The following is a 21,609-nucleotide window of genomic DNA, read 5'->3' as shown; positions in this document are numbered from 1 at the left end:
CCACGACGAGCCCACCGTCGAGGCCATGAACAAGCTGGACCTGGACGTCACCTCCGTCGGCAACCACGAGTTCGACGAGGGCGCCACCGAGCTGGGCCTTCATCTGCTTCTGGTCGTACTCCTACTGGCCGGCGAACTTCTCGCTCACGGAGTCGTAGACCGCCTTGGCCTCCTTGCCGAGGCGCGGACCGGCCAGCCACCCCGACGTCACCGGGCCGATCGAGGTGTTGGACACCAGCGCCGGCTTGCCGTCGGAACCCTGCCCGACCCAGCCGCCGCCCGACGAACCGCCGGTCATGGTGCAGCCGATGCGGTACATCGTCGGATCCGTCTCGGCCAGCGAAAGACGGCCGGGCCTGTCCGCGCACTGGAAGAGCTTCTGCCCGTCGAACGGCGCAGCCGCCGGGTAGCCCTTCGCCGTGAGCCGGGAGATCTTCGGCACGGCCGGCGCGTTGAAGTCCACCGGCAGGGCCGAACCGACCGTCTCCTCAAGGGACTTGTCGGTCGTGCCCTTCTCCGGCTTCACGTGCAGCACCGCGAAGTCGTACGAGGCGCCGGCACCGCCGGTCGGACCGCCCCGCGCGATCCACTGGTCGGAGGTCTGCGCCGCGTCGGCCCACCAGACACCGTACGGAGCGATCTGCTCCCGCGTGGCGCCCTGCAGCTGAGCCGCGGACCTGTCGCTGTCGTTGTACGAGGGGACGAACGCGAGGTTGCGGTACCAGCCGCCGCTCTTGCCCGCGTGCACACAGTGGCCGGCCGTCCAGACCATGTTGGACTTGCCGGGGTGCGCGGGGTCGGTGACCACGGTCGCCGAGCATTGCGCCTGGCCCTCAGGAGTGTCGAAGACCAACTTGCCCGCATACGGGACGTTCTGGTGGTACGTGGCCGGGACCGCCGCCGCCCGCACGGGCGCCGGCTCGGGGTCGGTCACGCCCTGGTCGCCGGAGAGATCGCTGTCGTCGACCTGGCCGCCCGGGTTCTTGTCGGCGTCCCGCATCCGGTCCGAGTCCCACAGGCCGGCGATGATGGGATTGACGAAGTCCTGCGCCTCACGCAGCCACTTGTCCCTGTCCCAGTTCTTCCACTCGCCGTCCTTCCACTTGTCCAGATCGAACCCGTGCTCCTTGAGCCGCTTCTTGATGTCGTCCGGGATCTGGATCTTGTCCCCGCCCGCGGTCACGGACGCGGTCGGGTTCTCTCCGGCGTTGTCGTTGTCGCCGTCGCCCGTCCCACAGGCCGTGGCGGTCAGGACGAGCGCCGCACCGAGCGCGACCGCCGCCGCCACCGGGGACGTCCTGCCGCGCGCGCTCCGGACGAGGCGAGCGGTGAACAACGGACGTATGGGTCGCATGTCGTGAATCCCCCTGGGCTTCTTGGTGGTTGTGCCGCCGTACGGCTCCGCCGGGCGAGCGGCGCGCTCCGCCGTCCCCTCCGCGTCCGAACGGCATCCCACACTATGCCGATGCCGTCGGGGACGACCGACGGAAGGGCAACGGTTCCGTCACGGAGGGATCTTGGACGGGGCACCGTTCGTTGGGACTCCTCCTCTCGGCAAAGGTCTCGTCATGTGTCGCACGAGTATCCGCTCCACCCGTGGCCCCCCGCCCCCGCCGTCGTTGGGTGTACGGGGGATCCGCATCAGGCGTTCAGTCCTCGGCCCGTCCTGGCCCGGCGTCAGGGCGGGCCGCGGTCGCGCCCGCGCGGCACAGCCCCGCCCACAGGTGAGTCGGCAGCCGCTGCCGGCCGTACATCCCAGCGGGAGGACCAACAGCCGTGGCCGTGACCGATCCTGCGCCCATGGCGCTGCCCGCTCCGCACGACGGGGCCGCCCGCGAGGCATCCGCAGGCGACAGCGCCGTGCACGAAGGCATCCTGCGCCGCCAGTCCGCGCGGGAGTCGGCGGCCCGCACCTATGCGCGCTCGCTGCCGATCGTGCCCGTGCGGGCGCGCGGACTCACCATCGAGGGAGCCGACGGCCGCCGCTATCTGGACTGCCTCTCCGGCGCCGGCACCCTGGCGCTCGGCCACAACCACCCCGTCGTGCTCGAAGCCATCCGCAAGGTCCTCGACTCGGGCGCCCCGCTGCACGTCCTCGACCTGGCCACGCCGGTGAAGGACGCGTTCACCACCGAACTGTTCCGCACCCTGCCGCCCGGGCTCGCCGACCGTGCCCGCATCCAGTTCTGCGGCCCGGCCGGGACGGACGCCGTCGAGGCCGCCCTCAAACTGGTCCGCACCGCCACCGGCCGCTCCGGCCTCCTCGCCTTCACCGGCGCCTATCACGGCATGACCGCGGGGGCGCTCGAGGCATCCGGCGGCGCACAGGACGTCCGGGTCACGCGCCTGCCCTACCCCCAGGACTACCGCTGCCCCTTCGGCATCGGCGGCCCGCGCGGTGCCGAACTCGCCGCCCGCTGGACCGAGTCGCTGCTCGACGACACCAAGTCGGGCGTGCCCCGGCCCGCCGGCATGATCCTCGAACCCGTCCAGGGCGAGGGCGGCGTGATCCCCGCCCCGGACGCCTGGCTGCGCCGGATGCGGACCCTCACCGAGAAGCGCTCGATCCCGCTGATCGCCGACGAGGTGCAGACCGGAGTCGGTCGCACCGGCGCCTTCTGGGCCGTCGACCACAGCGGTGTCGTACCGGACGTCATGGTCCTGTCCAAGGCGGTCGGCGGCAGCCTGCCGCTCGCCGTGGTCGTCTACCACGAGGACCTCGACGTCTGGAGTCCCGGCGCCCACGCCGGAACCTTCCGCGGCAACCAGCTCGCCATGGCGGCCGGCGCCGCCACCCTCGCCCACGTCCGCGAGAACCGGCTCGACCAGCGCGCCGCCGACCTCGGCGCCCGCATCCTGGGCCAACTGGAACAGGCCGCCAAGGAGTTCGCCTGCGTCGGTGACGTCCGCGGACGCGGCCTCATGATCGGCATCGAACTCGTCGACCCGACGGGGGAGGCGTCCGGACCGGCCGACGCCGACGCGGTGGACCCGGCCGGCGACACCCTCCTCGGCGCCCCTTCGGCATCGCCGCTTCCCGCGGCCCCCGCCCTCGCCGCAGCGGTGCGCGACGCCTGCCTGGACCGGGGCCTGATCGTCGAGCTGGGCGGCCGCCACTCCAGCGTCGTACGGCTCCTGCCACCGCTCACCCTCACCGACGAACAGGCCGCCGCCGTCGTCGACCGCCTCACGGACGCCCTCGCCGCCGTGGCCCGGGCGGCGCACTGCGCGTAGGCCCACGGGCTCCGGCAGGGGCCGTGCCGTCGGCCGGACGGTGGCAGAAGCTCCGCCACACGTCCGGCAAGTCCTCGGCGTACCCGTGTCTTTCGAGGCGCCGGGTCGTTGCGTACCTACGGGGGATCTGTAGTCGGCGCTCAGCGCTCGGCCTGTCCTGGTGTGCGCCCGGACGGGTTCCCGTGGTTGTCGCTGCCCGCTCGTCCCGCCCACAGGTGAGCCGGCGAGCGCTGCCGACTCTTCGTCCCAGCGGGAGGACCAACAGCTGTGCCTGCGAGCGACCCGGTGCCCACGCCGCCGCCCGTCCCGTACGGAGCGCGGACCGGGGGACCGGTGGCGCCCGGCCTCCCGCGCCCCCGCACCCCGGTCACGGCCGGTGCCGTCGCGCGGTGAGCCCTGCGCCGATAGCCGCACCGCAGCCGTCGGCACGCTCCGCACCATGCCCCAGACCACGCCCCACACCAGGCACCACCGACGTACGCGGTGGCTCACCGGAGCAGAGCCGGACCACCGCAGTACGGAGCCCACCACACCGAGCAAGGAAGCACTCTTGAACGCCACTCCCGCATCCGACGGCCGTCCCCGTCCCACCGCCGGCGGAAGCTGCGATACGCAGACCCCGGAGGCGCAGGAACGCGAAACGGTCCCCCGGCAGAAGGGCAGCGGCCAAGAGGCCGAGCGTCCGCGCACGTCCACCGTCGACCTCCTCGACCATCCGGACGCCGACACGGCCGCCCAGGTGGCGGCCATCGAGAACCTCCTGCGCTGCTGGGTGCGCGAGAACGACATGGCTCCTCCCTCCCTCGATCTCCTGCGGATCCCGCTGCCCGCCAGCGGCACCGCTCTCCTGGTCCCCGTCCACTACTGGTCACCCACCGGGTGGCACCGCTTCGGCCTGCCCCGCTTCGAGAACGGCCCTCGCGGCGCTCCGTGGGTCGACGCCGTGACCCTCGCCGCGCTGCTCGGCCGCGAGTCGGCGCGCACCGGTACGGACGAGACCCCGGCCGACACCAACGGCAGCCGTCGGCCCACCTCGGCCCCGGACGTGCACCAGGGCCCGACGTCGACCGCGGCCGAGACCCCGGACCCCGGCCCTGCCCCGTCCGGCGACGGCGGAGACCTGGTCGGCCGGGTCGCCGACTCCGTGCGCCGCACCGCCGAGTTCATCGCCGACCGCCGACGCAGGCCGACCGACGCCCCCGACACCTTCCTCGCCGCGGAACAGTCCCTCCTCCTCGGCCACCCGCTGCACCCGACACCGAAGAGCCGCGAGGGACTCTCCGAGGCCGAAGCACGCCTCTACTCACCCGAGTTGCGCGGCTCCTTCCCGCTGCACTGGCTCGCCGTCGCACCGGACGTCCTCGCCCAGGACTCCGCCTGGACCGAGCGGGGCCGCGCCGTCCCCGCCGCCGACATGACCGCCCGGCTCGCCGGCCCCGGCCTCGCCGTGCCCGACGGCCACGCCGCCCTGCCGCTGCACCCCTGGCAGATGCGTGAACTCCGGCACCGCCCGGCCGTCGCCGAACTCCTCGACGCCGGACTGCTGATCGACCTCGGCCCGCACGGCGAGCCCTGGTTCCCCACCTCCTCCGTCCGCACTCTCTACCGGTCCGGCGCGCCCGCCATGCTGAAGCTGTCGCTCGGCCTGCGCATCACCAACTCCCGCCGCGAGAACCTCCGCAAGGAACTCCACCGCGGCGTCGAGGTCCACCGACTGCTGCGCAGCGGAATCTCCGAGCAGTGGCGCGCGGCCCACCCGGGCTTCGACGTCGTCCGCGACCCGGCCTGGCTCGCCGTGGACCTCCCGGACGGCAGCGCGGCCCCCGGCCTCGACGTGATGATCCGCAACAACCCCTTCGGCCCGGCCGACGACGCCTCCTGCATCGCCGGGTTCGTCTCGCCGAGGCCGCCGGCCGACCTCGACGCCGCCGGTCCGCTCGGCCGCACCCCGGTGGCCTCGCGTCTGGAAGCCGTCATCACCCGTCTCGCGGCCCGCACCGGACGCCCCGTCGGCGCCGTCTCCGCCGAGTGGTTCCTGCGCTATCTCGAGCACGTCGTGCGCCCGGTGCTCTGGCTCGACAGCGAAGCCGGTGTCGCCCTCGAGGCCCACCAGCAGAACACCCTCCTGCTGCTCGACCCCGACGGCTGGCCCACCGGCGGCCGCTACCGCGACAACCAGGGCTACTACTTCCGCGAGTCCCACCGCGCCGAACTCGACCGACGGCTGCCCGGCATCGGCACGCAGAGCGACACCTTCGTCTCCGACGAGGTCACCGACGAGCGGTTCGCCTACTACCTCGCCATCAACAACATCCTCGGCCTCATCGGCGCCTTCGGATCCCAACGGCTCGCCGACGAGCGGCTGTTGCTCGCGGCGTTCCGGCGCTTCCTCACCGAGGCCGCCACCGGTCCCACCCGGCTGCGCAGCCCGCTGCCGAGCCGGCTCCTCGACTCGCCGACGCTGCGCTGCAAGGCGAACCTGCTCACCCGGCTGCACGGCCTCGACGAACTCGTCGGCCCGGTCGACACCCAGTCCGTCTACGTCACCATCGCCAACCCCCTCCATTCCTGAACCCCCACGCCCCTGAGGACCACAACCGACACGACATCCCGAGAGGAGCGTCGCCGTGCCCCCTACCGATGCGAGCACCGACGCCGGCACCACTCCTGTCGCCGCCGACCCCGACGACATCTCCGCGGACACGCCCGAACCCGGAGGCCGCCCGGAGAGCAGCGACTGCCAGGACACCCTGGACCTGCGCCTGCCCGACGAACTGATCGCGCTCATCGCCGAGCAGGACACGTCCCGTCCCGCCCGCACCGGACCGGACGACGACCGCCGCGAGGCCGCCGGGACCACACCCACCGAGGCCCAGGCCCCGGCCCCGGCGGCCAAGGCGTCCCTGGCCAAGTCCCCTGACCTCACGGCCTTCGCCGAGCACGATCTCCTCGACGACGTGGGGGAGTGGGGCCCGGTCACCACCAGCTCGGGCGTGTTCCAGCTCGTCCCCGCCCGCATCGACCGCGACCTGGTGCTCATCAGCCGCTGGATGAACGACCCGGCCGTGGCCGCGTTCTGGGAACTGGCCGGTCCGGACGAGGTCACCGAGCGCCATCTCCGACCCCAGCTGGAGGGCGACGGACGCAGCGTGCCCTGTCTGGGTGTCCTGGACGGCAGGCCCATGAGCTACTGGGAGATCTACCGGGCGGACCTCGACCCACTGGCCCGCCACTACCCCGCCCGCCCGCACGACACCGGGATCCACCTCCTCATCGGTGGCGTCGCCCATCGCGGCCGAGGACTCGGCACCACGCTGCTCACGGCCGTATCCGACCTCGTACTCGACCATCGTCCGCAATGCGCACGCGTCGTAGCAGAACCAGACCTGCGCAACACCCCCTCCGTCTCCGCCTTCTTGAGCGCAGGCTTCCGCTTCTCCGCCGAGGTGGACCTCCCCGACAAACGGGCCGCGCTCATGGTCCGAGACCGGGCCTTGCGCGCCGTGCTCCAGCCCAGTCACTCTCAGTAACGATGCTCGACCTGATCCGGTTCCCGCCCGAGGAGTCCCCGTGCCGAATCCGCCCGTCGTCCCGAGTTCCGGAGAGCCGCCCGTCCTCTACACCCCGCCCGAACTCACCCCTGACACCTGGAGGCGGGCAGGCGCACGGCTGCTGGCCAAGCTGATCGGCGAGTTCGCCTACGAAGGCATCGTTCGCCCGGTCCCCGACGGCATAGGGGCACCTGCGGAACCCTGCTATTCCGGCTACTCCCTGACCGTGCCCGCCGCCGACGCACGGGCGGGGGCCGAGGAACCCGGAGACGGAACCGCGGACGGCGGAGTACTCGGGTTCCGGGCCCGCCGTGGCGCCTACGGCAGTTGGCAGGTCGACCCGGCGAGCATCACCTGGACGCCGACGCCGTCCCTCCAGCCGGACCGCGCCGCGTCCCGGACCGAGCCCCTCACCGACCCCCTCGCGTTCCTCGTGCGCGCCAAGCACGTCCTCCGCCTCGACGGCATCACCCTCGGCCACATCATCCGGGAACTCACCGTCACGCTCGCCGCCGACGCCCGGCTCGATCACACCGCCCTGACCTCGGCCCGGCTCGCCGACCTCGGCTACGCCGAACTCGAAGGGCACCAGACCGGCCACCCCTGGCTCGTACTCAACAAGGGACGGCTCGGCTTCTCGGCGACCGACACCGCACGCTGGGCTCCCGAGGCCCGCCGCCCCACCAGGCTTCCGTGGATCGCCGTGCACACCGACCTGGCCGCCTACCGCGGTGCGTCGGGTGCGGGCCTGCAGTCCCCCGAGGTCCTCTACACCCGTGAACTGGACGCGGACACAAGGGAACTGTTCGCCGGGACACTGCGCGCTCGGGGCCTCGACCCGGAGTCGTACCTCTATCTCCCCGTGCACCCCTGGCAGTGGGACGACGTGGTGCTGCCGCTGTTCGCGCCCGCCGTCGCGTCGGGCGCGATCGTCCCGCTGCCCGCCGACGGCGACCTGCGGCTGCCGCAGCAGTCGATCCGCACGTTCCTCAACACCACGCACCCCGAGCGGCTCACGGTGAAGCTGCCCCTGTCCATTCTCAACACCCTTGTATGGCGCGGACTCCCCACCGAGCGCACGCTCGCCGCACCCGCCGTCACCACATGGATGCACGCACTGCGCGACGCGGACCCCTTCCTGCGGGACGAATGCCGGGTCGTCCTGCTCGGAGAAGTGGCGTCGGTCGCGGTCAGTCATCCCCTGTACGACGGACTCGACGAAGTCCCCTATCAGTACAAGGAACTGCTGGGAGCGATCTGGCGCGAGCCGGTGTCCCGACAGCTGGCCGCGGGGGAACGCGCGCGTACGCTCGCCTCCCTGCTGCACATCGACTCCGAAGGACGCGCGTTCACCGCGGAACTGGTCGCCCGCTCCGGCCTCGACCCGAGGACCTGGCTGCGCAGGCTCTTCGCGGCGCTGCTGCCACCTCTGCTGCGCTTCCTCTACCGCTACGGAACGGTGTTCTCGCCCCACGGGGAGAACGCCATCGTCGTCTTCGACGACCAGGACGTCCCCGTACGGCTCGCGGTCAAGGACTTCGTGGACGACGTGAACATCAGCGCCGTCCCGCTCCCCGAGCACGACGACATGCCGCGAGAGGTCCGCGAGGTGCTGCTCACGGAGCGTCCCGACTTCCTCACGCAGTTCATCCATTCCGGTCTGTTCGTGGGGGTCTTCCGCTACCTGGCTCCGCTGTACGAGGAACAACTCGGCGTGCCGGAGGACGAGTTCTGGTCGCTGCTGCGGGCCGAGATCCTCCACCACCACGCCCGCTTCCCCGAGCTCAAGGACCGCTACGAGATGTTCGACCTGCTCACCCCGCAGATCGAGCGCCTGTGCCTCAACCGCAACCGGCTGCACCTCGACGGATACCGCGACCGTGCCCACCGCCCCCACGCCGCCGTGCACGGCACCGTCGACAATCCCCTGCATCAGCTGTGATCGCAGGATTGTCAGTGGGGCCCCTTAGGGTGGTCGAGCTATGACGAAGCCCTCACTCCCCGAGCTCCTGCACGCCGCCGTGACCGCCGTCGGCGGCACCGAGCGCCCTGGCCAGGTCACCATGGCCGAGACCGTCGCCGAGGCGATCGACGACGGTTCCCATCTGCTCGTCCAGGCGGGCACCGGCACCGGAAAGTCGCTCGGCTATCTGGTGCCGGCCCTGGCCCACGGGGAGCGCGTCGTGGTGGCGACCGCCACCCTGGCGCTGCAGCGCCAGCTCGTGGAGCGGGACCTGCCGCGCACGGTCGAGTCCCTGCATCCACTGCTGCGGCGCCGCCCCGACTTCGCCATGCTCAAGGGCCGGTCGAACTATCTGTGCCTGCACCGGCTCCACGAGGGTGCGCCGCAGGAAGAGGAGGAGGGCCTCTTCGACCAGTTCGAGGCGGCCGCGCCGACCAGCAAGCTCGGCCAGGACCTGCTGCGGATGCGCGACTGGGCGGACGAGACGGAGACGGGGGACCGGGACAACCTCACCCCCGGCGTCTCCGACAAGGCCTGGTCCCAGGTGTCCGTCTCCTCGCGCGAGTGCCTCGGAGCCTCGAAATGCGCGTACGGGCAGGAGTGCTTCGCCGAGATGGCCCGCGAGCGCGCCAAACTGGCCGATGTCATCGTCACCAACCACGCGCTCCTCGCGATCGACGCGATCGAGGGCGCCCCGGTGCTGCCCCAGCACGAGGTGCTGATCGTCGACGAGGCCCATGAGCTGGTCTCCCGGGTCACCGGTGTCGCCACGGGCGAGCTGACACCCGGGCAGGTCAGCCGCGCGGTGCGCCGCGCCGCCAAGCTGGTCAACGAGAAGGCCGCCGACCAGCTCCAGACCGCCGCCGAGGGCTTCGAGCGGATCATGGAGCTGGCCCTGCCGGGCCGCCTCGAGGAGATCCCCGAGGACCTGGGGTACGCGCTGATGGCGTTGCGCGACGCGGCCCGCACGGTGATCACGGCCCTCGGCTCCACCCGGGACAAGTCTGTCCAGGACGAGGACGCGGTGCGCAAGCAGGCACTCGCCTCGGTCGAGACGATCCACGACGTGTCGGAGCGGGTGACGAACGGCTCGGAGTGGGACGTCGTCTGGTACGAGCGCCACGACCGTTTCGGCGCCTCGCTGCGCGTCGCCCCCATGTCCGTCTCGGGGCTGCTCCGCGAGAAGCTCTTCACGGACCGCTCCGTGGTCCTGACCTCGGCGACCCTGAAACTCGGCGGGGATTTCAACGGGGTGGGGGCCTCCCTCGGCCTCGCCCCCGAAGGCACCACCGGCGACGACCTGCCCGTGTGGAAGGGCGTCGACGTCGGCTCACCGTTCGACTATCCCAAGCAGGGCATCCTCTACGTCGCCAAGCACCTGTCACGCCCCGCGCGCGAGGGCACCCGCACCGACATGATGGACGAGCTGACCGAGCTGATGCAGGCCGCCGGCGGCCGTACCCTCGGGCTCTTCTCGTCGATGCGGGGCGCACAGGCCGCCGCGGAGGAACTGCGTGGCAGGATTCCGGAGTTCCCGATCCTGCTCCAGGGCGAGGACACCCTCGGCGAGCTGATCAAGGCCTTCGCGGCGGACCCGAAGACCTGCCTGTTCGGGACGCTCTCCCTGTGGCAGGGCGTGGACGTACCGGGCGCCAGCTGCCAGCTGGTGGTCATGGACAAGATCCCGTTCCCGCGCCCCGACGACCCGCTGATGAGCGCGCGCCAGAAGGCCGTGGAGGACGCCGGCGGCAATGGCTTCATGGCGGTGGCGGCGACCCACTCGGCCCTGCTGATGGCCCAGGGCGCGGGCCGCCTCGTCCGTGCGACGGGAGACCGGGGCGTCGTCGCGGTCCTCGATCCCCGCCTGGCGACGGCCCGCTACGGCAGCTATCTGCGGGCCTCCATGCCGAACTTCTGGTACACGACGGACCGCAATCAGGTGCGCCGCTCGCTGGCGGCGATCGACGCGCTGGCGAAGGCGGACGAGAAGTAACCGGATCCCGGCCCGGCGCGGACAGCGCTGGGCCCCGGAACCGGCGCAGTTGGTTCCGGGGCCCGGTCAGGGGAGGAGCGTCAGACGCGCCGCAGAACGGCCACCACCTTGCCCAGGATGGTCGCCTCGTCACCGGGGATCGGCTGGTACGCGGAGTTGTGCGGGAGCAGCCAGACGTGGCCGTCCTCGCGCTTGAAGCGCTTGACGGTGGCCTCGCCGTCGAGCATGGCCGCGACGATGTCGCCGTTCTCCGCGACCGGCTGGCGGCGGACCGTGACCCAGTCGCCGTCGCAGATCGCGGCCTCGATCATCGAATCGCCGACGACCTTGAGTACGAACAGCTCGCCGTCACCGACCAGCTGCCGGGGGAGCGGGAAGACGTCCTCGACCGACTCCTCGGCGAGGATCGGCCCACCGGCGGCGATGCGGCCGACCAGCGGCACGTACGAAGCGGCCGGCTTACCGGTCGTGTCCGTCGGCTGCGCGCTGGGCTGGTCCGAGCCGCGGACCTCGTAGGCGCGGGGACGGTGCGGGTCGCGGCGCAGGAAGCCCTTGCGCTCGAGCGCCATCAGCTGATGGGCGACCGACGACGTGCTGGACAGGCCCACCGCCTGGCCGATCTCGCGCATGGACGGCGGGTACCCCCGGCGCTGCACCGAGTCCCGGATGACCTCGATCACGCGGCGCTGGCGGTCCGTGAGCCCTGAACTGTCCGCCCGGATCCCCGGAGGTCGGCCGGGCAGAGAGCGCCCGGGCTTGGGCCCCTCCTGGCTCATGGCTGCGTCATTCATGGCATGCACCGGCTCGAGTCGGCCCTGGGCGCGGCCCTGGGCAGTGATGGTGGCACTGTCTGCGGTCGTGGTCACGTCGGTAGGCCCCTCTCGAGAATGTCTCCCTAGCTAGCCAACGGTAGTTCCTTTCGAAAGGTTGCGCCAAACACACGTTCGAGTGAAAAATCGCAGATTGCTTGTTGTGATCATGCGCCTAGGTGTATGGCTGCCCCCGCGGAAGAGCGGCAATTCGGTTTAATCCGGTACTCTTCACCGCCGGGGCCGAGGCCCGCCGAGCGGGCTCGCCCAGTCTGCCACTCCCCGTCCCGTCGATCGGGCACCGCCCCTGTTTTCGCGTGCGTCGCGCCTCTGGGGCCTGTGGCCCGTGGGGCCCGTGGACGATGCGCCAGGAGCCCGGGGCTCGCGACACGCGACCAGGGCGGGAAAAGCGACCAAACCCCAGATGTAGTGGTTGGATTGCGGCAGCAGCCCAGAAGTTGTGGTCCCCGGTCTTCCGGGACCGCGGGCATCACCTATGCTGGGGGCTGCTGCGAGAGGCGGGATCAGCCTCTCGGGGCTATCGCGTCGTGCCGTGAAGGAGGGTTGGGAGTTATGTACTGCCCCTTCTGTAGGCATCCCGACAGCCGTGTCGTCGACAGCCGCACCACGGACGACGGCACGTCGATCCGCCGGCGCCGTCAGTGCCCGGACTGCTCCCGTCGTTTCACGACGGTGGAGACCTGCTCACTGATGGTGGTCAAGCGGAGCGGGGTGACCGAACCCTTCAGTCGCACCAAGGTCATCAACGGCGTGCGCAAGGCGTGTCAGGGCCGTCCGGTGACCGAGGACGCCCTCGCCCTGCTCGGCCAGCGGGTCGAGGAAGCGGTGCGGGCCACCGGCAGCGCCGAACTGACCACTCATGACGTGGGCCTGGCCATACTGGGCCCGCTTCAGGAGCTCGACCTCGTCGCCTACCTGCGTTTCGCGTCCGTGTACCGGACGTTCGACTCGCTGGAGGACTTCGAGTCGGCGATCGCGGAACTGAGGGAACATGCGCCCGGCGCGGGAGCGGACGGCCCGGGCGGAGAACGCGTAGAGGGCGAATGCGGGCCCGGAGGGACTGTGGAAGTCCCCGTGCCCGCGCACGCCGTCGACTGACCGGCAGGGGCCGGGCGGCGGCGATCCACAGACCTGTTGCGGGCGGCAAGAGCGGCGGTCGCAACACAAGAAACACACAGTGCCACGGGAAGAACCAGGCACTTTAAGGCGTTTTAGCCTGATATGGGAGGCGGCATGACAGAGACGGCGAGCGGCCCGGCACGAGGTTCCCGCACCAAGGGGACCAAGGCGACCAAGGGTCTGCGGATCGAGCGCATCCACACCACCCCCGGCGTGCACCCGTACGACGAGGTGGAGTGGGCGCATCGCGACGTCGTCATGACCAATTGGCGCGACGGCTCGATCAACTTCGAGCAGCGTGGCGTCGAGTTCCCCGAGTTCTGGTCGGTGAACGCGGTCAACATCGTCACCAGCAAGTACTTCCGCGGCGCTGTGGGCACCCCGCAGCGTGAGGTGAGCCTCAAGCAGCTCATCGACCGCATCGTGAAGACGTATCGGAAGGCCGGCGAGGACTACAAGTACTTCGCGTCGCCCGCCGACGCCGAGATCTTCGAGCACGAGCTGGCGTACGCCCTCCTGCACCAGATCTTCAGCTTCAACTCCCCGGTGTGGTTCAACGTGGGCACGCCGCAGCCCCAGCAGGTCTCCGCCTGCTTCATCCTTGCCGTCGACGACTCCATGGAGTCGATCCTCGACTGGTACAAGGAAGAGGGCATGATCTTCAAGGGCGGCTCGGGCGCCGGCCTGAACCTCTCCCGCATCCGCTCCTCCAAGGAACTGCTGTCCTCGGGCGGCAACGCCTCGGGTCCGGTCTCCTTCATGCGCGGTGCCGACGCCTCTGCAGGAACGATCAAGTCGGGTGGCGCCACGCGCCGCGCGGCCAAGATGGTCATCCTCGACGTCGATCACCCCGACATCGAGGACTTCATCGAGACCAAGGTGAAGGAAGAGGAGAAGATCCGCGCCCTGCGCGACGCGGGCTTCGACATGGACCTGGGCGGCGACGACATCACGTCCGTCCAGTACCAGAACGCCAACAACTCGGTCCGCGTGAACGACGCGTTCATGAAGGCGGTCGAGGAAGGCGGCAAGTTCGGCCTCACCTCGCGCATGACCGGCGAGACCATCGAAGAGGTCGACGCCAAGTCGCTCTTCCGCAAGATGGCCGAGGCGGCCTGGGCCTGTGCCGACCCCGGCATCCAGTACGACGACACCATCAACCACTGGCACACGTGCCCGGAGTCCGGCCGCATCAACGGCTCGAACCCGTGCAGCGAGTACATGCACCTGGACAACACGTCCTGCAACCTCGCCTCGCTGAACCTGATGAAGTTCCTCAAGGACGACGGCAAGGGCAACCAGTCCTTCGACGTCGAGCGCTTCGCCAAGGTCGTCGAGCTGGTCATCACCGCGATGGACATCTCCATCTGCTTCGCGGACTTCCCCACCGAGAAGATCGGTGAGAACACCCGCGCCTTCCGTCAGCTCGGCATCGGCTACGCGAACCTGGGCGCCCTGCTCATGGCGACCGGCCACGCCTACGACTCGGACGGTGGCCGCGCCCTCGCCGGCGCCATCACGTCGCTGATGACGGGTACGTCCTACAAGCGTTCCGCCGAGCTGGCCGCGGTCGTCGGCCCGTACGACGGCTACGCCAAGAACGCCACCCCGCACCAGCGCGTCATGAAGCAGCACGCCGACGCCAACACCACGGCCGTCCGCATGGACGACCTGGACAGCCCGATCTGGGCCGCCGCCACGGAGGCCTGGCAGGACGTCGTCCGCCTCGGCGAGAAGAACGGTTTCCGTAACGCGCAGGCGTCCGTCATCGCGCCGACCGGCACCATCGGTCTCGCGATGTCCTGCGACACCACCGGCCTCGAGCCCGACCTCGCCCTGGTCAAGTTCAAGAAGCTCGTCGGCGGCGGCTCGATGCAGATCGTCAACGGCACCGTCCCGCAGGCCCTGCGCCGCCTGGGCTACCAGGAGGAGCAGATCGAGGCGATCGTCGCGCACATCGCCGAGAACGGGAACGTCATCGACGCCCCCGGCCTCAAGCCCGCGCACTACGAGGTCTTCGACTGCGCGATGGGCGAGCGCTCCATCTCCGCGATGGGCCACGTCCGCATGATGGCCGCCATCCAGCCCTGGATCTCCGGCGCCCTCTCCAAGACCGTCAACCTGCCGGAGACGGCGACGGTCGAGGACGTCGAGGAGGTCTACTTCGAGGCCTGGAAGATGGGCGTCAAGGCGCTCGCCATCTACCGCGACAACTGCAAGGTCGGCCAGCCCCTCTCCGCCAAGAAGAAGGAGCAGGAGAAGGCCGAGGTGACCGAGAAGACCGAGGCGACGATCCGCGAGGCCGTCGAGAAGGTCGTCGAGTACCGCCCGGTCCGCAAGCGTCTCCCCAAGGGCCGTCCCGGCATCACCACCTCCTTCACGGTGGGCGGCGCCGAGGGCTACATGACCGCCAACTCCTACCCGGACGACGGTCTCGGTGAGGTCTTCCTGAAGATGTCCAAGCAGGGCTCCACCCTCGCGGGCATGATGGACGCCTTCTCCATCGCCGTCTCGGTCGGCCTCCAGTACGGCGTGCCGCTGGAGACCTACGTCTCGAAGTTCACCAACATGCGCTTCGAGCCGGCCGGTATGACGGACGACCCGGACGTGCGGATGGCGCAGTCGATCGTCGACTACATCTTCCGCCGCCTGGCGCTCGACTTCCTGCCCTTCGAGACGCGCTCCGCGCTCGGCATCCACTCGGCCGACGAGCGTCAGCGTCACCTCGAGACGGGTTCGTACGAGCCGTCCGAGGAAGAGGTCGACGTCGAGGGTCTGGCCCAGTCGGCGCCGCTCGCCCAGGAGCTGAAGGCGGTCGAGACGCCGAAGGCCGAGGCCGCCGCCGTCGTGCCCGCCCCGCAGCAGGCGCACACCAGCGCCGAGCTCGTCGAGATGCAGCTGGGCATCCAGGCCGACGCCCCGCTCTGCTTCTCCTGCGGTACGAAGATGCAGCGCGCCGGCTCCTGCTACATCTGCGAGGGCTGCGGCTCGACCAGCGGTTGCAGCTGATCTGACGGTTCGGTCCGGCCTCCGGGCCGGAGCGATCGCCTGACCTGAGGGCGGCGGAACCCCGGTGGTTCCGCCGCCCTTCGGCATGGGTGACCGCCGACGGCGCTACAGGGCGCCCATGGCCGAGGTGAAGGCGTTCAGATCACCGTCGAAGCCGCGGACGATCTCCTGGAACACCCACGCGCCGTCGGCGTCCCGGGTGAACTCGGCGACCGTGGCCGCCGAGTGGGCCGCCACTGTGGAGAAGTCGTGCTCCGACAGATCGGTGATGCCCTCGCGTATGCGTACGCCCGTGCTCGCCACGTTCCAGAACGCCTTCGGCCTCTCGGACGGCTCCTCGTTCTGCTGGAGGACGACGCCCACCACCACGCGCGTGAACCGCGTGCCCAGACGGTCCAGTTCGAGCGTCATGACCTCGTCGAACCCGAACCCCTGTCCGTTCCTGCTGTCCCGGTTCAGGACGATCGTCCCGTCCGGGGAGCGGCTGTCGAAGTGGACGACATAGGCCGGAGTGCCGCGCGGGTCCTCGTGGGTGTACGTGGCCGCGACCAGGTCCAGGTCGTGGGGTGGCGAGCCGATCGGGCTCGGGTCCCACTTCAGCCCGACCTCGACCTTCTCGATCCCCTTGCGGAGGCTGCTCACCGAACTCCCCCTTCTCGGTGCGATGTTGAGTGCTACTCACACGCTACGTCGTCCCACCGACAACGGTGAGCCCGTCCGTGGGGTATGCGCCGGGGTGGCCGTGGCGGGATTTCTCCGAGTGATTCCGACCGCCCCCGGCGCGGAGGAGGCCACTGCGCCGGAGAGTGACCCAGCGTCACGCACCGCGCCGTACGATGGCGCGGTGCTGGTCAAGTGGATTCGCTGCACTGTGGTGGACCGTCGGGGGTTCGAGCGGGGACAGCGGAAATGGGCGGGGCTCCTAGGGGAGCCGGGGTTCCGGGGGCAGGGCGGGGGATGGAGCAGGCAGCGGCCGGATGTGGCCCATGTCTTCGGCTTCTGGGAGAGCCGCGCCTTCTACGACTCCTTCATGGCGCGCGCCCACGACCGGCTCGCGGCCGGCCAGTCCGGCACGTACAAGGACATGCAGGCGAAGCTCTTCGACTACCGCTTCGATGTGAAGACCGGTTTCGAGCCCCGCTTCACGGACGCGGACGTGGTGCGGGTGGCGCACTGCAGAGTGCACTCCGAGCGGGCCGAGCACTTCACCTTGATGCAGCAGAAGGTGTGGAACCCGGCGATGGCCGGATCGCCCGGAATGGTCCGTGGGCTCTTCGGCGCGGCGTCCGACGAGGAGTTCCTGGTCCTGTCCATGTGGCGGTCGGCGGCCGAGCACGGCAAGTACCAGGTCGACCGGGTGGAGCGGCTGTCCCTGCGCGCTCAGACGGACGACGACGTCTCCGCCGTCTCCGGTGACATCGTGCGACTGGATCCCACCTGGACGGTCTGAACGCGTCGGCACGCGCGCGTGCCGCACGGGGCACTCGATCTACGCCGGATGGGCCGTACGAGTGCTCGAACCGGGCCGATCCGATCTAGGGTCGAGGTATGGCACGACCGCGGCGCATCGTCCTTGTCCGGCACGGCGAATCCGAAGGAAACGCCGACGACACCGTCTACGAGCGCGAACCGGACCACGCTCTGGCGCTCACCGACACCGGTTGGCGGCAGGCCGAGGAGACCGGAAAGGAACTGCGGGACCTGTTCGGCCGCGAGCGGGTGAGCGTCTACGTCTCGCCCTACCGGCGTACCCACGAGACGTTCCGCGCCTTCCGCCTCGATCCCGATCTTGTGCGGGTGCGGGAGGAGCCGCGCCTGCGGGAGCAGGACTGGGGAAACTGGCAGGACCGCGAGGACGTACGGCTCCAGAAGGTGTACCGCGACGCCTACGGGCACTTCTTCTACCGCTTCGCGCAGGGCGAGTCCGGAGCGGACGTGTACGACCGGGTCGGCGCCTTCCTGGAGAGCCTCTACCGCAGCTTCGAGGACCCCGACCACCCGCCGAACGTGCTCCTCGTGACCCACGGCCTGACCATGCGGCTGTTCTGCATGCGGTGGTTCCACTGGACCGTCCAGGACTTCGAGTCGCTGTCGAACCCTGGGAACGCCGAGACGAGGTCGCTCGTTCTCGGGGAGAACGGCAAGTATGCACTCGACCGCGAATTCGAGCGATGGTGTGAACCGAGGCCCTATGGAGTCACCGGATAGAGTGGCAGAGCGATGATCGCTGACTCCTCTCCCGACCGGCGCATGGACCGCGCCCTGGCCAGCCTGCGTGGACTCTCCGTGGGAGACGCGCTGGGGTCGCAGTTCTTTGTCCCCGTGAACTATCCGCTGCTCAAGCGCCGCGCCCTGCCGGACGGCACCTGGCAGTGGACCGACGACACCGAGATGGCGTGCTCCGTGGTCGCCGTCCTCGCCGCCCACGACCGGATCGACCAGGACGACCTGGCCCGCTCCTTCGCGGAACATCACGACTTCGACCGGGGCTACGGCCCCGCGGTCAATCGGCTGCTGCGACAGGTCCGCGAAGGCGGTGACTGGCGCGCCCTCGCGTCCGCCCTGTTCAACGGACAGGGCTCGTGGGGCAACGGGGCGTCGATGCGGATCGCCCCGCTCGGTGCCTACTACGCCGACGACCCCGAGCAGGCCACGCATCAGGCCGAGATCTCGGCCTACCCGACGCACCAGCACCGTGAGGCCGTCGTCGGAGCGATGGCCGTGGCCGCCGCCGCGGCGCTGGTGGCTACCCCGCAGGGGCCGCCGCCCACCCCGCACGACCTGATCGACGGGGTGATCGCGCTGGTGCCGCGCAGTGCGGTGCAGGCGGGTCTGCGCCGTGCCAGGGACATGCTCGACTACGGCGATCCGGGCACGGTCGCCGCGGTGCTCGGCTGCGGGCGACGGACGACCGCGCACGACACCGTGCCGTTCGCCCTCTGGTCTGCGGCGCGTGGCCTCGGTGACTTCGAGAACGCGTTCTGGAACACCGCCCAGGTCGGCGGAGACCTGGACACGACCTGCGCGATCGTGGGTGGAGTCGTCGCCTCCGGCCAGGGCGGAGAGCCCTCGCCCGAGTGGGTCGAGCGCACGGAGCCGCTGCCGAAGTGGGCTCTCACCACGTCGTCCCACTGAGCGGCCCAGGCTCCCTCACGCGCGTACGGTGAACCCCGCATCGATGACCAGGTGCCCGGCCCGCCCTTGGTGACGGGCGGGCCGGCCATCGAGGCCGAGACCGGGGGAACCTGCGACCGTCGGGCCCGCCGGTTACAGAGCCGGAGCGCCGCTGAGCGACTCCATGTCGCTCTTGCGCACGCGGATGACGACCGAGGCGACGACGAGGGCGAGCACACCCATGGCCGCCGCCGGGATGAACGCCGTCGATATCCCATGGGAGAGCACCTCGTGGCTCCACGGGGCCGGCAGCTGATGTGTCTTGGCGAACGCCGCCTTCTGCTCCGGGCTCGCCTGGGACATGAACGACGTGACCTGCTTGGTCCCCTCGTCGCGACTGGCAGTGCCGAAGACCGTGGTCAGGATGGACAGCCCGAGGGAGCCGCCGACCTGCTGCGTCGTGTTGAGCAGGGCGGAGGCCGCGCCCGCCTCGTGTGGGGCCACTCCGGAGACGGCCGTGACCGTGACCGTGACGAAGTTGAGCCCCATGCCGAAGCCGAAGATCAGCATCGGACCGAGTACACCACCCACGTACGAGCTTCCCGAGTCGACCAGCGACTGCCAGGCGAGTCCGATGGTGACGAGGGTGGCGCCGGTGATCAGGAACGGCTTGGGGCCGAGCGTCGGCAGCAGCCGCTGGGATATCCCCGCGCCCAGGGCGATCACGACGGTGACCGGCAGGAAAGCCAGACCGGCGCGGATGGGGGAGTACCCCAGCACGTTCTGCACGAAGAGCACGATGTAGAAGAACATGCCGAACATCGCCGCGGCGAGGCTGATCATGATCACGTATGTACCGGAGCGGTTGCGGTCCGCGAACATCCGGAGCGGGGTGATCGGCTCCTTGGCACGGGACTCGACGAAGACGAAGGCGGCGAGGAACACCACGGCCGCGGCGAACGCGCCCACGGTGAGCCCGTCGCGCCAGCCGTCGGACGCGGCCCTGATGAAGCCGTAGACGAGCGCGACCATGCCGAGGGTCGAGGTGAGCGCGCCGGTGAGGTCGAAGCGGCCTGGGTGGCGCTCGGACTCCTTGATGTAGCGCGGGGCGAGCGCGGCGATCAGTATGCCGATCGGCACGTTCACGAACAGCACCCAGCGCCAGTCCAGCCAGTCCGTGAGGACACCGCCGGCCAGCAGTCCCACGGCGCCACCGCCCGCGGAGACGGCGGCGAAGATGCCGAACGCTCTGTTCCGCTCGGGACCTTCGGGGAATGTCGTGGTGATGAGTGCGAGCGAGGTCGGCGAGGCGATCGCGCCGCCGACGCCCTGGAGCACGCGCGCGGCGAGCAACTGCCAGGGTTCCTGGGCCAGTCCGCCGAGCAGCGAGGCGAAGGTGAAGAGCAGGATGCCGCTGATGAAGACCCGGCGACGCCCCAGGATGTCCCCGGCGCGGCCGCCCAGCAGCAGCATTCCGCCGAAGGTGAGGGTGTAGGCGCTGACCACCCACGTCAGGTTGGTGGTCGAGAAGTTGAGTGCGGTCTGGATGTGCGGCAGTGCGATGTTCACGATGGTCGCGTCGAGCACCACCATGAGCTGGCAGGCGGCGATCACCGCGAGGGCGATGCCGGGCCGTGGTGAGCGAGCGGCAGGCTTCGGCACGGTGGGCATGGGGTCGTGCGTCTGGATTTGATCGTGCGTCACAGGATGTCCCCCAGAAGCGGATTAGTGAACGTAAGCGTTCACTAATCCAGACCTTAGCGAGCGGCTCTTGGTGAACGCAAGCGTTCCTTAAGAGAGTTGACTCCAAGGGGTGGTCCGGGGGTTGAGCGTCTCGCTGGATGCTTGGTGCAGGCGCGCTCGGCCCCGGGGCGCGGCCTGGTGATTCCCGGGTCCGGGCCGTCGAAAGAAGCTCCCTCGCCTGACATCCTGGTCAGGGGCGGGGCCCGGCCGGGGCCCGCAGATCTCGCGCCGACGGAGAGGTTGCCACCATGGATCCCCCACGGGAGCGCTACTGAACGTGCCCGTCCGCTTCGCCTCGACGGTGGTGGGTCCCCTTTCGCCGGACCTGATCGTTCGCCGAAACCGCCACTCGCGTCCGGACCGCTCCCGAACCGCTCAATGGAGAGAAAAAGATGGTTACTTCGCGCTGGACGGCCGACCCCGCTCGGTCGGCCGCCGCCCTGCGCAGGCGTGGCCCCGTGTTGGAACGGGCCATCCTCGAAGCCGCACTCGATCAGCTCAGCACGGTCGGCTGGAACGGCCTCACCATGGAGGGTGTCGCCGCCGGCGCGCAGACCGGCAAGGCCGCGGTGTACCGGCGCTGGCCCTCCAAGGAGGACCTGGTGATCGACGCGCTCCAGGCCGGACTCCCGCAGGTCGACTCCGTGCCGGACCTCGGAAGCGTCCGCGAGGACCTGTTGGAGCTGTGCCGACAGATGCGCGACGCCATGTTCTCGCGCCCCGGATCCGCGCTCCTCTCCGTCATTCACGAATGCGACACCCTCACTGCGGAGCGCTTTCACAGCGTGATCATCCAGGGGATCATCGAGCCCGGCGTCGAGCTGGTCAAAGAGGTCATCAGCCGCGGAATTGCGCGCGGAGACGTACGTGAGGACGCGGTCGGCGCCTCTGTGTGCGACGTCATCCCGGCGATGATGATGTATCGCTCGAAGGTGTGCGGAAGCGAATGGAGGGACGAGGATCTGGTGGAGTTGATCGACGACGTCATGGTCCCCCTGCTGGTGCGGCACGCGGACTGAGGCGAGCCGGGTGTCGCGCGGGAGGCTCGGCGGC

15 protein-coding genes are annotated in these 21,609 nt (G+C 70.2%); 11 read left to right on the top strand and 4 right to left on the bottom strand.

The genetic code is table 11. From position 1 onward, the window contains the following. Window positions 1-121 precede the first annotated feature (121 nt). Window positions 122-1,354 carry a hypothetical protein gene (locus tag ABZ930_RS26440; protein WP_361552504.1) on the bottom strand — a complete coding sequence of 411 codons (1,233 nt, stop codon included), beginning with the start codon at window positions 1,352-1,354 and terminating at the stop codon, window positions 122-124. A gap of 446 nt (window positions 1,355-1,800) precedes the next feature. Here ABZ930_RS26440 and ABZ930_RS26435 point away from each other — a divergent pair, with 446 nt between their 5' ends. The 5 genes from ABZ930_RS26435 to ABZ930_RS26415 all read left to right on the top strand — a co-directional run bounded on the left by ABZ930_RS26435 (window position 1,801) and on the right by ABZ930_RS26415 (window position 10,741). Next, window positions 1,801-3,234: a diaminobutyrate--2-oxoglutarate transaminase family protein gene (locus ABZ930_RS26435; protein ID WP_361552501.1), complete on the top strand. Its 1,434-nt coding sequence runs from the start codon at window positions 1,801-1,803 to the stop codon at window positions 3,232-3,234. A 550-nt stretch (window positions 3,235-3,784) separates the two neighbouring features. Next, window positions 3,785-5,806, top strand: a complete 2,022-nt coding sequence (locus ABZ930_RS26430; protein ID WP_361552498.1) for an IucA/IucC family protein — start codon at window positions 3,785-3,787, stop codon at window positions 5,804-5,806. Window positions 5,807-5,861: 55 nt separating this feature from the next. Then, the gene (locus tag ABZ930_RS26425) at window positions 5,862-6,764 is read left to right on the top strand and encodes a GNAT family N-acetyltransferase (protein ID WP_361552495.1); all 903 of its coding nucleotides are present in this window, start codon (window positions 5,862-5,864) and stop codon (window positions 6,762-6,764) included. Between the two features lie 40 nt (window positions 6,765-6,804). Next, complete coding sequence (locus ABZ930_RS26420; RefSeq protein ID WP_361552492.1) at window positions 6,805-8,727, top strand: IucA/IucC family siderophore biosynthesis protein; 1,923 nt, start codon at window positions 6,805-6,807, stop codon at window positions 8,725-8,727. Window positions 8,728-8,767: 40 nt separating this feature from the next. Then, window positions 8,768-10,741: an ATP-dependent DNA helicase gene (locus ABZ930_RS26415; RefSeq protein ID WP_361552489.1), complete on the top strand. Its 1,974-nt coding sequence runs from the start codon at window positions 8,768-8,770 to the stop codon at window positions 10,739-10,741. An 80-nt stretch (window positions 10,742-10,821) separates the two neighbouring features. Here ABZ930_RS26415 and lexA read toward each other — a convergent pair whose 3' ends face one another. After that, window positions 10,822-11,607: a transcriptional repressor LexA gene (gene lexA, locus ABZ930_RS26410; RefSeq protein ID WP_351455876.1), complete on the bottom strand. Its 786-nt coding sequence runs from the start codon at window positions 11,605-11,607 to the stop codon at window positions 10,822-10,824. A gap of 516 nt (window positions 11,608-12,123) precedes the next feature. On the opposite strand from lexA, the gene nrdR reads away from it, so the two are divergent. Both nrdR and ABZ930_RS26400 read left to right on the top strand, forming a co-directional pair. Beyond that, window positions 12,124-12,669, top strand: coding sequence for a transcriptional regulator NrdR (gene nrdR / locus ABZ930_RS26405; protein WP_361552485.1), 546 nt, complete (start codon window positions 12,124-12,126; stop codon window positions 12,667-12,669). Between the two features lie 135 nt (window positions 12,670-12,804). Then, on the top strand, window positions 12,805-15,699 hold the full coding sequence (locus tag ABZ930_RS26400) for a vitamin B12-dependent ribonucleotide reductase (RefSeq protein ID WP_361552482.1): 2,895 nt from the start codon (window positions 12,805-12,807) through the stop codon (window positions 15,697-15,699). A gap of 105 nt (window positions 15,700-15,804) precedes the next feature. On the opposite strand, the gene ABZ930_RS26395 is transcribed toward ABZ930_RS26400, so the two are convergent. Further along, the gene (locus ABZ930_RS26395) at window positions 15,805-16,341 is read right to left on the bottom strand and encodes a TerD family protein (RefSeq protein ID WP_361552479.1); all 537 of its coding nucleotides are present in this window, start codon (window positions 16,339-16,341) and stop codon (window positions 15,805-15,807) included. 202 nt (window positions 16,342-16,543) lie between these two features. Here ABZ930_RS26395 and ABZ930_RS26390 point away from each other — a divergent pair, with 202 nt between their 5' ends. The 3 genes from ABZ930_RS26390 to ABZ930_RS26380 all read left to right on the top strand — a co-directional run bounded on the left by ABZ930_RS26390 (window position 16,544) and on the right by ABZ930_RS26380 (window position 18,834). Then, on the top strand, window positions 16,544-17,149 hold the full coding sequence (locus tag ABZ930_RS26390) for a YdbC family protein (protein ID WP_361552476.1): 606 nt from the start codon (window positions 16,544-16,546) through the stop codon (window positions 17,147-17,149). Between the two features lie 98 nt (window positions 17,150-17,247). Beyond that, window positions 17,248-17,907: a histidine phosphatase family protein gene (locus ABZ930_RS26385; protein WP_361552473.1), complete on the top strand. Its 660-nt coding sequence runs from the start codon at window positions 17,248-17,250 to the stop codon at window positions 17,905-17,907. A gap of 12 nt (window positions 17,908-17,919) precedes the next feature. Then, on the top strand, window positions 17,920-18,834 hold the full coding sequence (locus tag ABZ930_RS26380) for an ADP-ribosylglycohydrolase family protein (RefSeq protein WP_361552470.1): 915 nt from the start codon (window positions 17,920-17,922) through the stop codon (window positions 18,832-18,834). Between the two features lie 132 nt (window positions 18,835-18,966). On the opposite strand, the gene ABZ930_RS26375 is transcribed toward ABZ930_RS26380, so the two are convergent. Next, complete coding sequence (locus ABZ930_RS26375; protein WP_361552467.1) at window positions 18,967-20,484, bottom strand: MFS transporter; 1,518 nt, start codon at window positions 20,482-20,484, stop codon at window positions 18,967-18,969. Window positions 20,485-20,948: 464 nt separating this feature from the next. Here ABZ930_RS26375 and ABZ930_RS26370 point away from each other — a divergent pair, with 464 nt between their 5' ends. Continuing rightward, window positions 20,949-21,575, top strand: a complete 627-nt coding sequence (locus ABZ930_RS26370) for a TetR/AcrR family transcriptional regulator (protein WP_361552464.1) — start codon at window positions 20,949-20,951, stop codon at window positions 21,573-21,575. The last annotated feature ends 34 nt before the right edge of the window (window positions 21,576-21,609 follow it).

Origin of the sequence: Streptomyces sp. NPDC046716 (assembly GCF_040645755.1) — a bacterium.
In the GTDB taxonomy this organism is placed as follows: Bacteria; Actinomycetota; Actinomycetes; order Streptomycetales; family Streptomycetaceae; genus Streptomyces.
This window is presented reverse-complemented; position numbering and strand designations above follow the sequence as displayed.